Origin of the sequence: Veillonella parvula, from assembly GCF_002005185.1 — a bacterium.
Classification (GTDB): domain Bacteria; phylum Bacillota; class Negativicutes; order Veillonellales; family Veillonellaceae; genus Veillonella; species Veillonella parvula_M.
In genome coordinates this window covers 144,919-157,175 of record NZ_CP019721.1, presented here as the reverse complement: position 1 = coordinate 157,175, position 12,257 = coordinate 144,919, and the positions used below count along the sequence as shown (strand labels likewise).

Annotated in this window: 9 protein-coding genes and 5 tRNA genes; all 14 read left to right on the top strand. The window is 41.1% G+C overall.

Going from position 1 to position 12,257, the window contains the following annotated elements:
* The first annotated feature begins 12 nt into the window (after nucleotides 1-12).
* The 14 genes from B1A77_RS00860 (at nucleotide 13) to B1A77_RS00795 (ending at nucleotide 12,086) form a co-directional block, all read left to right on the top strand.
* A complete protein-coding gene (locus tag B1A77_RS00860; RefSeq protein ID WP_077707630.1) occupies nucleotides 13-1,431 on the top strand; it encodes a CCA tRNA nucleotidyltransferase in 1,419 nt (472 codons plus the stop codon).
* On the top strand, nucleotides 1,431-3,398 hold the full coding sequence (locus tag B1A77_RS00855; protein ID WP_038125692.1) for a penicillin-binding transpeptidase domain-containing protein: 1,968 nt from the start codon (nucleotides 1,431-1,433) through the stop codon (nucleotides 3,396-3,398). Before B1A77_RS00860 ends, B1A77_RS00855 begins: the two co-directional genes overlap by 1 nt.
* A 118-nt stretch (nucleotides 3,399-3,516) precedes the next feature.
* Nucleotides 3,517-4,344: a bifunctional 5,10-methylenetetrahydrofolate dehydrogenase/5,10-methenyltetrahydrofolate cyclohydrolase gene (locus B1A77_RS00850; RefSeq protein WP_060924355.1), complete on the top strand. Its 828-nt coding sequence runs from the start codon at nucleotides 3,517-3,519 to the stop codon at nucleotides 4,342-4,344.
* Nucleotides 4,337-4,678, top strand: a complete 342-nt coding sequence (locus B1A77_RS00845; RefSeq protein WP_008602471.1) for a hydrogenase maturation nickel metallochaperone HypA/HybF — start codon at nucleotides 4,337-4,339, stop codon at nucleotides 4,676-4,678. The genes B1A77_RS00850 and B1A77_RS00845 overlap by 8 nt, the downstream gene beginning before the upstream one ends.
* A gap of 15 nt (nucleotides 4,679-4,693) precedes the next feature.
* Nucleotides 4,694-5,347, top strand: coding sequence for a hydrogenase nickel incorporation protein HypB (gene hypB / locus B1A77_RS00840; protein ID WP_060919012.1), 654 nt, complete (start codon nucleotides 4,694-4,696; stop codon nucleotides 5,345-5,347).
* On the top strand, nucleotides 5,344-6,765 hold the full coding sequence (locus tag B1A77_RS00835) for a hypothetical protein (RefSeq protein WP_077707629.1): 1,422 nt from the start codon (nucleotides 5,344-5,346) through the stop codon (nucleotides 6,763-6,765). The genes hypB and B1A77_RS00835 overlap by 4 nt, the downstream gene beginning before the upstream one ends.
* A 28-nt stretch (nucleotides 6,766-6,793) precedes the next feature.
* Nucleotides 6,794-7,258: a BREX-3 system P-loop-containing protein BrxF gene (gene brxF / locus B1A77_RS00830; RefSeq protein WP_004695092.1), complete on the top strand. Its 465-nt coding sequence runs from the start codon at nucleotides 6,794-6,796 to the stop codon at nucleotides 7,256-7,258.
* A gap of 446 nt (nucleotides 7,259-7,704) precedes the next feature.
* A tRNA-Thr gene (locus B1A77_RS00825) sits at nucleotides 7,705-7,780 on the top strand.
* A 10-nt stretch (nucleotides 7,781-7,790) separates the two neighbouring features.
* Nucleotides 7,791-7,875: transfer RNA gene (locus tag B1A77_RS00820), tRNA-Tyr, on the top strand.
* Between the two features lie 5 nt (nucleotides 7,876-7,880).
* Nucleotides 7,881-7,956: transfer RNA gene (locus B1A77_RS00815), tRNA-Met, on the top strand.
* 31 nt (nucleotides 7,957-7,987) lie between these two features.
* Nucleotides 7,988-8,063, top strand: a tRNA-Thr gene (locus B1A77_RS00810).
* 5 nt (nucleotides 8,064-8,068) lie between these two features.
* Nucleotides 8,069-8,145 (top strand) — tRNA-Met (locus B1A77_RS00805).
* A gap of 180 nt (nucleotides 8,146-8,325) precedes the next feature.
* Complete coding sequence (tuf, locus tag B1A77_RS00800; protein WP_012864763.1) at nucleotides 8,326-9,513, top strand: elongation factor Tu; 1,188 nt, start codon at nucleotides 8,326-8,328, stop codon at nucleotides 9,511-9,513.
* A gap of 335 nt (nucleotides 9,514-9,848) precedes the next feature.
* On the top strand, nucleotides 9,849-12,086 hold the full coding sequence (locus B1A77_RS00795) for a nitric-oxide reductase large subunit (protein ID WP_004693527.1): 2,238 nt from the start codon (nucleotides 9,849-9,851) through the stop codon (nucleotides 12,084-12,086).
* Nucleotides 12,087-12,257: the final 171 nt, after the last annotated feature.

Here is a 12,257-nt window from a genome sequence, read left to right as displayed (position 1 = left end):
AAAGGAGCGTGTATGATGGAACAAGCAAATCGAATATTGACCATATTAGAAGAAGCCGGCCATGAAGCTTATATCATAGGCGGCGCTGTGCGCGATATGTTGATGCATCAAAAGCCACATGACTTCGATATTGTGACGTCTGCACGTCCCGATACAGTGATTGAGGTTCTTCGCGGTCATGATATTCAAACGACAGACCTCGTAGGAAAATCTTTTGGTGTAGTGGTAGCTACATTAGAGGGCAAGCAATACGAAATCGCTACATATAGAACAGAACGATATGGTGCAGATAGCCATCGTCCCGAAGAAATTACTTATGCCGATACCTTAGAAGAAGATGTGTTGCGTCGTGATTTTACTGTCAACGGCATAGCTATGAACCGTTATGGTGAAGTTATAGACCTTGTAGGTGGACGACGTGATATCAAACATAAAACGTTACGAACCATTGGTAATGCGCAGAAACGTTTTGAAGAAGATGCATTACGATTATTTAGAGCATGCCGTTTTGTGGCGAAGTTGGATTTTTTGCCGAGTAAAGACCTATTAGAGGCTATGCCCAAGGCTTTTCACCGCGTACCTGGATTGTCATTAGAACGTGTACGAAATGAGATTAATCGTCTCATGTTAGAGCCTGCAGTGGCTAAGGGCCTTGATGTTCTTGTTCAATCCCGCTTGGCAGAATGCTCTTGTCGTGTTGTAGAAAATGGTGCGGCTCGGGAGATTCCCATCTTGCCTGAACTATATCATCTCGTGAATTTGCCCCAAGAAAAGGACTTTCACGAATTCGATGGTTGGTACCATACACTAGCCGTTGTGTCCCATACGGAGCCGGATTTGGTGCTGCGTTGGGGTGCCTTATTACATGATGTGGCAAAGGGAATGCCAGCGGTACGTGCTGTTATCAATGGACGCCTTACGGATCGTGGCCATGATACACTAGGCGCGGAAATGGCAGAAACGTTATTAACCCGACTAGGATATCCGAAGGCCTTTGTAAAACGCGTGGCGTGGATTGTGAAAAATCACATGCGCTTTCACTATTTTGTACAAAATGGCGATGCAAACGAGAAAAAATGGCTTCGCAAGGAAGCCCGTAGTGGTGAATTCCGAGATAGCCAAATTATGCGCACTGCATGGGAGCAATTAGCTAAGGTTTGTGCTGCCGATGTATTAGGTTGTGGGAAACCTTACTCGTCTACAGACGGAACATTAGCCTTTGGAGAATGTATGGCAGATCTTAGTTTAGAGATGCCTGTACATACCAAGGACTTAAATTATGACGAACGAGTGATTAAGCTCGCTGGGAAACAAGTAGGGGAAGGATTGCAGTATTTATTAGGTCAGGTACAAAATGGGGTTATTCCTAATAAACCAGATGCGCTATATGACGCATTAGACCATAAGTTACGCCGTCCAGTGGAGAAATGATGAAGTTATTAAATAAAGCGTTATTACGCATGAGTGATTGGAGTCGCACTACATGGTGCCTTGCCATACTCATGACCGTTGCTTTCGTCCTTATCGGTCGTTTAGCACAGTTACAGGTCTTTGATACCTTTGACCTAGAGAAGAAAAACTTATTACAAGTTCAAGTAGATAGAAAATTACAATCGCCGCGGGGTACAATCTATGACCGTAATGGCAAGCCATTGGCGATGAGTGTAGTTACAAAATCTTTATATGCGGATCCGAAGATGATTAAACAGTCTCCTCAAGAGATTGCGGAGCTCATCTCACCGTATGTAACGATGTCAAAAGAGAATATTGTAAAAGCTTTGCAAGAGGATACCGCCTTTGTCTGGTTGAATCGTATGATGGATGCAGACAAATCAAAAGCGGTACAACAAGTTATTAAGGATAATAATATTGCAGGCCTCAATTTCGTTGAAGAATCTAAGCGCTATTATCCAAATGGTGTCTTAGCGGCACAAGTATTAGGCTTTGTCGGCACTGATGATAAAGGTCTTGATGGTCTAGAAATGGTTCTTGATGACGAATTAAAGGGGGGCGTACAACAAGAAATTGTAGCTACTGATAATAAAGGGAATGCCATCTTTGGTTCCGTATTATCTAAATTTTTACCAGATAAGGGTAAAAGCGTAACCTTAACCATCGATGCAACAATTCAATTTATTGCAGAACGCGCTCTTGATAAGGCGATGGTTGATACAGGAGCTAAGCATGCCAGCGTTATCGTTATGGATCCAAAGAACGGTGAAATATTAGCGATGGCCAATCGTCCAAGTTATGATCCTAATAACTACAACCAAAGTGGTGAAGAGGCTTTCAAAAATATTGCGGTTACCAATTTATATGAACCAGGCTCTACATTCAAACCTATCATTGCATCTGCAGCTCTTGCAGCAGGCAAATGGAAGTTAGACACTGTGTATAACGATAAAGGGGCCTTCGCTGCCAATGGACATATCATTAGAAACTGGAATGGTGAGGGATATGGTCCTGTTCGTTTGCTAGATATTTTGAAGTACTCTATTAATACTGGTATGGCTGAAATTGGTACATTAACAGGTGCAGATATTCTCTCGAAATATATACGTGATTATGGCTTTGGCTCTGAAACAGGTATTGAATTGCCTGGTGAAGGAGCAGGTATTTTGTATAATCCAGAGGATATGAGTAAGCTAGACGTTGCGACTATGTCCATCGGTCAAGGTATTGCGGTTACACCATTACAAATGGTTCGCGCCTTTGGTGCACTTTCTAATGGTGGGGCTATGATGAAACCACATATCATCAAGTCTTATAGTAACTCTCAAGGCGATGTTACAAGTACGACTGAAACATCTGTTGTGGGACAACCAGTTCCGGCGGAAACCGCTAAAACCATTGTAGATATTCTAGAAAAAGAAGTATCCGAAGGTGGCGGTACAAAAGCGATGGTAGAAGGTTATCACTTCGGCGGTAAAACTGGTACGGCGCAAAAACTAGATACCAAACATGGCGGTTATCTCGACGGACAATACATTGCGTCCTTTATTGGCTTTGGCCCTGTAGAGGATCCAAAATTTGTAGTTCTTGTCGTTATTGATGACCCACAAAAGGGTTCTTATTATGGTAGTCAAATTGTAGCCCCTGTATTTAAGGACATCGTATCTCAACTTGTACGGTATTACCAAATGAGTCCGTATGTTAAAGAAAGTACACCAGTAGCTGTTAAAGCTGCTAATACATTACCTGAACCAAAACCGGGAAGTGATGGTTCTGTTACATTGCCTAACTTTACTGGTTTTACCTATGGTGAAGTGCGTGATTGGTTACATAAGGCGGGACTTGCCTTTAAACCGGATGGAACTGGTACGGCTACATCTCAAGATGAAAGTAGCGGTACAACTGTTCAGGCTGGTACAGCAATTACTGTTCATTTCCGTAGATAAAACGAATTCGGTCATAATTAGAAATTATAGACAGTTCGTTATATAATAGAATAAGAGACTTAGGTGCCTCTCCGGAGGCACCTTATTTTATAGATAGTTTGAATGAATGGAGATACTTATGATCGAATTACGCGGTAAAGCAGTAGCAGACGCTCACAAGGCGATTTTACAAGAAAAAGTTGCAGCAGTTGGCGACTCTGTAATTACTATGGCAGTATTACTCGTTGGTGAAGACCACGGTGCTCATATGTACGCTACATTTATGGAAAAGACAGCCAAGAACTTTGGCTATGGCTTTGTGTTAAAACAATTACCTGAAACGGCTACACAGGATGAAGTAGTTACAGCATTGCAAGAATTAAATAATGATGCGGCTGTTCATGGGATTTTACCGTTAATGCCGATGCCTAAACACATTGATACAGAGGCTCTTATCGATATGCTAGATCCTAAAAAAGATATCGATGGTCTAACTACGTATAATATTGGTCTTGTAACTGCCGGTAAAGGTGGCTTTGCCCCTTGTACTGCCAAGGCGTGCATGGCGATTTTAAACCACTATGATATTCCTGTAGAGGGTAAACATGTGGTAGTAATCGGTCGTAGCCAAGTGATTGGTAAGCCGGTAGCTCTTATGACACTTGGTGCACATGGTACGGTTACAATGTGCCATTCCAGAACCCCTGATTTGGCAGAACAAGTAAAACGTGGCGATATCGTTATTGCTGCAGCGGGTCGTGCTCATATGATTACAGCAGATATGATTAAGCCAGGTGCTGTTGTTATCGATGTAGGCATTAATGAACTAGAAGGTAAGACGGTAGGCGATGTTGATTATGAAGCGGTAAAAGATATTGCGTCTGCAATTACTCCAGTGCCAGGAGGTGTTGGATCCGTAACAACGACAATGATGTTAGAAGCGGTATACGAGGCATACCATGCATGAGATGTCTATAGCAGAAGGTATTCTTGATGTAGCGCTCGATACCTTACGTCAACACGATGCGACAGTCATTCATTCTATTCAACTAGACTTAGGGTTAATGAGTGGGGTAGAACCTGATTCATTGTTATTTTGTTGGGAAGCCATTACAAAGGGAACCCCTGCGGAAGGCTCACGCATAGAAATCAATACTATTCCTATTGAAGGAAAGTGTTTAGATTGTGATAAAATATTTTCTGTAAAAAATTATACGTTTATTTGTCCTTATTGTGACAGCCATTTCGTACAAACTATAGGCGGTCGTGAGTTACAAGTGACCTCTATGGATATCGATTGATAGAAAGGTTAGGGCATGCAAGTTCAAGTTAAAACTAATGTACTGGCAAAAAACGATGCTATTGCAGAGGCTTTACAACAGTTGTTTAAGGAAAAGAATATATTTGTATTTAATCTGTTAGGTTCACCTGGGGCAGGTAAGACTTCCCTTTTGGAGGCAACCCTACAAGATTTAAAAAAGGAGTATCGCTTAGCCGTTATTGAAGGCGATTTATTTACGGCAAAGGATGCCAAGCGCATTCATGAGTTGGGTGTGCCTGTTATCCAGATTAATACGGTTGGTGGGTGCCATCTCGATGCACAGATGATTCAAGATGCCTTAGGTGATCTGAATCTTGATGACCTCGATATGATTATTATCGAAAATGTAGGCAATTTAGTGTGCCCTGCGGAATTTGAGATTGGTGAAAGCATGAAAGTAACGGTTTTATCTGTTACCGAAGGTGAAGATAAGCCCCTTAAGTATCCGTTAATCTTTAAAGAGTCTAAGGCCATCCTTATTAACAAGATTGATTTATTGCCCTATGTGCCTTTCAAAAAGGAGCAGGCAATACAAGATATCCGTAATTTAAATCCAAATGGAGAAATTTTTGAAGTAAGTTGCACCGCCCACAACGGTCTTGAACCATGGTTGAATTGGTTGCGTGCACAGTTGGAGAATAATCGATGAACTATTCTATGAAGAGCCGTATTGTAGCGGCCCTCCTTGTGGGTTTGTGTGCTACTACAATCAGTTATGCAGCAGAGCCTGCCATTTCCACTTTTAATCCAGTTGCAGTAGAAACTACTGATGACACTAACGTTGTAGCTCAAGATTCCGCTAATGCGAGCAATGATGGTAGTGTAGATGGAACTGGTGAGGTTGATAGCTTGTCTTACCTTGATAATGCACCAGTTAGAGTTGTTAAGCTAGATCCAAAAACGAAACAGGAAGGTTCTAAAACCGGATGGCTCGCAGAGCAAATGGCTGTAACTGAATTTGGTGATTCTATACAATTCTGGCAAGCGGCTAGTGAGAACGAAGGTTCTTTGCCGAGTATCACTCAAAATAATTTAGCTGATATTGGTAAGTCTTATACGGCAAACAGTTTACCGCCTTTAGGTTCTCAGGATGACTATGCTATCGGCACATACCGATTGGGAGATCAGTTTGAAGTTCCAAAAGATGTAGAAAAAACTGAGGTACGTGATAACTTTACTACGTATTACATGAAAGATGTAGCAGTAACTGTATATACTGGACCTGCTCAAGAATTGTTGGTTAACAATCAATTACGTGGGCAAGGGGCGACTTACTTCTTTGAACCAAATACTATTACAAATATTCATAGTACGAAAAAAGGCTCTAATACAGTACGCGACATTGGTCCTGGTAGCACACGGATGGAATTGATATTTGCCTATGGCAGTCCTAATGCGATGTGGCGTGATAAGAAAAATGAGACATATATTTTCCTTTATGAGGGGCATTCCGAAAATTCATTGCCTCAAAAAAAGGAGTTTAAGAGTCCCGTAGAGAATACAAATAGTGATAGCCAACAACAATCTATGCTTGGTCAGCAAAAAGAATATATTGCTTTCACCATTAAACAAAGTAATATAGAGGCTGTAGATATTATTAGTGGACAAGTATGGCCTAGATTTGGATTGCCGAAAGCTGAAGTGTATGATTTTGAAGCTGGTACACTTACGGCTGATGATTTTGTATTGCGTGGGTTCAAGTTGAATGACCATTTTGTTAATGATCCTAATAATGATTGGAAACATCAAGGCATATTGTTTGGTTCCACTTTTATTGGCTATAATGAATACGGTGTGAGTGTAGATAAAAAAGATCTTATCAATCGCGTATTATTAAATGTGTATACGCCTACACGTCGTGGAATCGCAATGGGTGATACCAAATATTTATTGCTCTTTGTGTATGGTATGCCAACTCGTATTGTTGAATCTACAACAAAGGCGGGGACGTCTACCGTATATGAATATAAAAATCCAGCGGCAAGCAACTCTTATTTACAGTTTGCCCTAGATGATAAAAACCAATATATCAAATCCGTTATGTTATCTGACCGTCCTGTAAAATAGGATAGGTCACAGCGAGGAGGCAAAGGGTATGGTTACTGTACAAGATGTAAAAGAACGTTGGGAAAAGATTCAAGGTGATGATGAACGTATATTGTTTATCGTTGGTGGTCCAGGTTCTGGTAAAAGTTTGCTAATTCGTGAACTGTCTGAGCAGAAGGGCTGGAAATACTTGGAAGCTAAGCAACTCATCGAGGAAGAGTTTTTGCTCGTGCCTCGTGATGAACGGCCTCAATTAGCGGAAGAAGTTATTTGCCGTGCTCTTAGCCGTAGCGATACGGAAGTAGTTTTGCTAGATGGTATTAATGTATTCTTTGCACCTATCTTAAATCTAAAACCATTTGAGTTGTTAAAAACTATTAGTAAGAAGTATCCTATTGTCGTTGGCTGGCGTGGACATATTGAAGGGGACCAGTTGTACTTAGAACATAACAATAATCCTAAACATGCTGTAGTTAGTATTGCACATCCAGATCATGTTATTGCAATCGATTAAATGTATGTTTGAACATATTGGTTGAATATAGAAAAAACTATAAATGTATAGAAGGAGATAGCGGTCTATCTCCTTTTTTAGTTATATAATTACAGTTATTAGGTAAAATATAGTTCTGTAACTTCCTATTATTTGATTCTACTAAACCTGAAATATGGATGGTAGTAAGTATGGACTGGTAAGGAATGCAACTATGTAAAGGTATATAAAGAATATACTAGTAAATAAAAGTTGATTACTGGATATATCCTGAAAACAAGGCATTTTATAGAGGATTGATAAAATATAAATTTTTTTTGACAAAATACTTGCATAGGGTATCGTTTCATGTTATTATGATTAAGCACTAAGGGTGACCACAGTGAACGAAAAAACTTCAAAAAAGTTTTTAAAAGGTTCTTGACACTTAGTGTGCTAGGTGATACAATTCATCTTGTCGTAATGATGCTGGCGTAGCTCAATAGGTAGAGCAGCTGACTTGTAATCAGCAGGTTGTGGGTTCAATTCCTATCGCCAGCTCCATTTTATTTATGGAGGGATTCCCGAGCGGCCAAAGGGAGCAGACTGTAAATCTGCCGTCTTCGACTTCGAAGGTTCGAATCCTTCTCCCTCCACCATTCATAGCGGGGTGGAGCAGTTGGTAGCTCGTCGGGCTCATAACCCGAAGGTCGCAGGTTCAAGTCCTGTCCCCGCAACCATAAAAACCACAGTGAAATGATCGTTCATTGTGCTGGTGTAGCTCAGTCGGCAGAGCGTATCCTTGGTAAGGATAAGGTCACCGGTTCAATCCCGGTCACTAGCTCCATACATGGCGGCATAGCTCAGTTGGCTAGAGCAATCGGTTCATACCCGGTGTGTCCGCGGTTCAAATCCGTGTGCCGCCACCATTAAACCTCACCTTGGTGGGGATTTTTTTATTTCTTTACATATGACATGCTATTCTAAGACTTTGTATATATGGTATAATAATAGGTAAGGAAATCTTATATTCCATTGATAAATTAGGGTTAATATATTATATTAATACTAGAATGTAATTTGTTTTTGTGAAGGAGGATATAATCCTAATGGCAAAAGAAAAATTTGAACGTACGAAACCGCATGTTAACATCGGTACAATCGGTCACGTTGACCATGGTAAAACTACTTTGACTGCTGCAATCACTAAAGTATTGGCTGAAAAAGGTCAAGCTGACTTCCAAGATTACAGCATGATTGATAAAGCTCCAGAAGAACGTGAACGCGGTATCACAATCAACACTGCACACGTTGAGTATGAAACTGCTAACCGTCACTATGCACACGTTGACTGCCCAGGCCATGCTGACTATGTTAAAAACATGATTACTGGTGCGGCTCAAATGGACGGCGCTATCTTGGTTGTATCCGCAGCTGACGGCCCTATGCCTCAAACTCGCGAACACATCTTGTTGGCTCGCCAAGTTGGTGTTCCTGCAATCGTAGTATTCTTGAACAAAGCTGACATGGTTGACGATGAAGAATTGATCGAATTGGTAGAAATGGAAGTTCGTGAACTTCTTTCTTCCTACGAATTCCCTGGCGACGAAGTACCTATCGTTGTAGGTTCCGCGTTGAAAGCTTTGGAAGGCGATGCTCAATATGTAGCTAAAATTGACGAATTGATGGACGCTGTAGACTCCTACATCCCAACACCAGTTCGTGATACTGATAAACCATTCTTGATGCCTGTGGAAGACGTTTTCACAATCACTGGTCGTGGTACAGTAGCAACTGGCCGTGTTGAACGTGGTCAAGTAAACGTTGGTGATACTGTTGAAGTAGTAGGCTTGAAAGAAAAAGCTGAACAATATGTAGTAACAGGTCTTGAAATGTTCCGTAAAGTGTTGGATTCTGCAGTAGCAGGTGACAACGTAGGTGCATTGCTTCGTGGTGTTGATCGTAAAGACATCGAACGTGGTCAAGTATTGGCTAAACCAGGCTCCATCAACCCACACACAAAATTCAAAGCAGAAGTATACGTATTGACTAAAGAAGAAGGTGGCCGTCATACTCCATTCTTCTCCAACTACCGTCCACAATTCTACTTCCGTACAACAGACGTAACAGGTGTTGTAAACCTTCCTGAAGGTGTAGAAATGTGTATGCCTGGCGATAACGTAACAATGGAAATCGAATTGATTACTCCAATCGCTATCGAAGAAGGTCTTCGCTTCGCGATCCGCGAAGGTGGCCATACAGTAGGCGCTGGCGTAGTAACAGAAATCGAAGGTTAATACAAGTTTATAGCTCAATGTATCGATACATTAGCTATATAATTGAATTTTAGATTCAATAAAAGGGACCCGTTGGGTCCCTTTTATTTTATATATTTTGATGATTAAGAGTATAGGATTGAATCACTAATATATTGAAACAATGATGATTTTGTAATGTGACATATACGTTGTATTCAGGCTTCAAAGAATAATCATACTATTGATACAAATTGAGAAGAAATTTTAATATATTGTAACCTTAGATACAACTTTATTTATAAAATTAGTGTATATTATATATAAGGAGAGCATAGGCTCTCTTTTTGTGCTTTTATAGAAAAGGAGGTAATGTGATGGGCGAATACAAAAAGTATTGGATAGCCGTAGTAGCAGTTCTTATTATTGGATTCTCTATTCTTGGCTATTTGGGTACTGATGTATATCATCAAGCGCCACCGGTACCAACCGCGTATGTATCTCAAGATGGACAGGTTTTGTTCACTAAGGATGATATCTTACATGGTCAATCGGCTTGGCAATCTACAGGTGGTCAATCTGTAGGGACCGTACTAGGTCATGGCGCATATCAAGCCCCGGACTGGACAGCTGATTGGTTGCACAAAGAAGTGTCCGTAATGCTTGATATCAAGTCTCAAGAAGCTTTTGGTGTTCTTTATGAACAGTTAGGTGATGTGCAGAAAGCGGCTGTTAAAGAAGCAGTTAAAGCAGAGTACTTTAACAGTGCTGTTCGTGAAGATGGAACTGTTGTGCTTTCACCGGAACGTATTACAGCGATGAATTTAACCGGACAATATTTTATTGAACTGTATGGTGATAACCCTAAATTGTCCGAAACACGCGATCATTTTGCGATGAAAGACAATACGTTGCCAGAATTAAAAGATCGTATTGATATGGCACGATTCTTCTTCTGGACTACGTGGATGGCATCGACTCAACGCCCTGGTACAGATGCAACATACACCAACAATTGGCCTCACGAGCCATTGTTAGATCATAATCCAACACCGGAAAGCGTAGCTTGGTCTGTTGTGAGTGTTATTATTTTACTTTGTGGTATTGGTATTGTCGTATGGATGTGGGCATTCGGTCGCAAACAAGATGAACATGAATTAACACCACCTGCGGAAGATCCAATTTCCAAATTGCATCTCACACCATCTCAACGGTCTTTAGGAAAATATTTATTTACGATTTTGGCATTATTTTTACTCCAACTTGGTATGGGTGGTATCATTGCGCACTACACCGTAGAAGGACAGGCTTTCTATGGCATTCCATTGGCGCAGTATTTCCCATATTCTATTGCTCGTACTTGGCATATTCAAGCATCCTTGTTCTGGATTGCGATGGCATTCTTGAGTGCCGGTTTATTCTTGGCGCCGATTATTAATGGCGGTAAAGATCCTAAGTTCCAAAAATTGGGCGTGGATATTTTGTTCTGGGCACTCGTTGTGTTGGTAGTGGGTTCCTTTACAGGTACATATTTAGGTGTTGCTCATGAGATTCCGGCGTCTCTAAACTTCTACTTGGGTCACCAAGGATATGAGTTTATCGAGTTGGGGCGCGTATGGCAATGGATTGAATATATCGGCATTCTATTTTGGCTTGTACTCATGGTGCGCAGCATCATTGGTGCTTTCAAAAATAAAGGGGATAAAAACCTTATTGCTGCCTTTATTTTCTCCGTTGTGATGGTCGGTATTTTCTATGGACCAGGTCTTTTCTACGGAGAACACAGCCACTTGGCAATCATGGAATACTGGCGCTGGTGGGTTATTCACCTTTGGGTAGAAGGATTCTTTGAAGTATTCTCTACTACGTTGATGGCCTTTATTTTCGTAACACTTGGTCTCGTATCTTACCGTGCAGGTACCATAGCAGCGATTTCGTCCGGTGCCATTTACCTTATCGGCGGTATCCCTGGTACATTCCATCATCTTTATTTCACCGGTGTTACATCGACTATCGTGGCCACAGGGGCATCGTTCTCCGCGTTGGAAGTAGTGCCTCTTGTACTCTTGGGATATGAAGCGTTTGAAAATTATACACGCCTTCATAGTGCTCCTTGGATGCATCGACTAAAATGGCCTGTATACTGCTTCATTGCCGTATCCTTCTGGAACTTGGTGGGTGCAGGCATCTTCGGCTTCTTAATTAATATGCCGGTTTCCTTGTTCTATATTCAAGGTCTAAATACGACAGCTGTTCATGCTCATACGGCGTTGTTCGGCGTATACGGGTTCTTGAGTTTAGGCTTTGTATTCCTCATCGCTCGTTATATTCGACCTGAAGTGGAATTTAACGACAAGTTGATGAAATTCGGTTTCTGGGCATTGAATTGGGGCCTTGCGTTAATGGTTCTTATCAGTCTATTGCCAATTGGCTTGATTCAAAGTTGGGCAAGTGTTACACAAGGCTTATGGCTCGCTCGCAGTGAAGACTTTATGCAACAACCATTGTTACAAAATTTGCGTTGGCTTCGCATGGTTGGCGATACCATCATGATATTGGGGGCATTGGCCTTCTTCTGGCAAATCGTGAAAGTAACTTTCACAAAGAAACAGTAATAAACGAAGCAATAATAGTAAATATGTAATTATAATATTAAATATAATATATATAAGCTAACTATAAGCTAATATGACATGGCGTTCTTTGGGTAGACAAGGGGCGCCATTGTCTGTTATACTATCCATGTCAGGCATACGTGCCTGGCTTTTTTGAGTTGCTTAATTTCT

Excerpts from the sequence above, each read along its gene's own strand:
- B1A77_RS00860 (WP_077707630.1), top strand. The coding sequence starts at position 13 with ATGATGGAACAAGCAAATCGAATATTGACCATATTAGAAGAAGCCGGC.
- B1A77_RS00855 (WP_038125692.1), top strand. The coding sequence starts at position 1,431 with ATGAAGTTATTAAATAAAGCGTTATTACGCATGAGTGATTGGAGTCGC.
- B1A77_RS00850 (WP_060924355.1), top strand. The coding sequence starts at position 3,517 with ATGATCGAATTACGCGGTAAAGCAGTAGCAGACGCTCACAAGGCGATT.
- B1A77_RS00845 (WP_008602471.1), top strand. The coding sequence starts at position 4,337 with ATGCATGAGATGTCTATAGCAGAAGGTATTCTTGATGTAGCGCTCGAT.
- hypB (WP_060919012.1), top strand. The coding sequence starts at position 4,694 with ATGCAAGTTCAAGTTAAAACTAATGTACTGGCAAAAAACGATGCTATT.
- B1A77_RS00835 (WP_077707629.1), top strand. The coding sequence starts at position 5,344 with ATGAACTATTCTATGAAGAGCCGTATTGTAGCGGCCCTCCTTGTGGGT.
- brxF (WP_004695092.1), top strand. The coding sequence starts at position 6,794 with ATGGTTACTGTACAAGATGTAAAAGAACGTTGGGAAAAGATTCAAGGT.
- tuf (WP_012864763.1), top strand. The coding sequence starts at position 8,326 with ATGGCAAAAGAAAAATTTGAACGTACGAAACCGCATGTTAACATCGGT.
- B1A77_RS00795 (WP_004693527.1), top strand. The coding sequence starts at position 9,849 with ATGGGCGAATACAAAAAGTATTGGATAGCCGTAGTAGCAGTTCTTATT.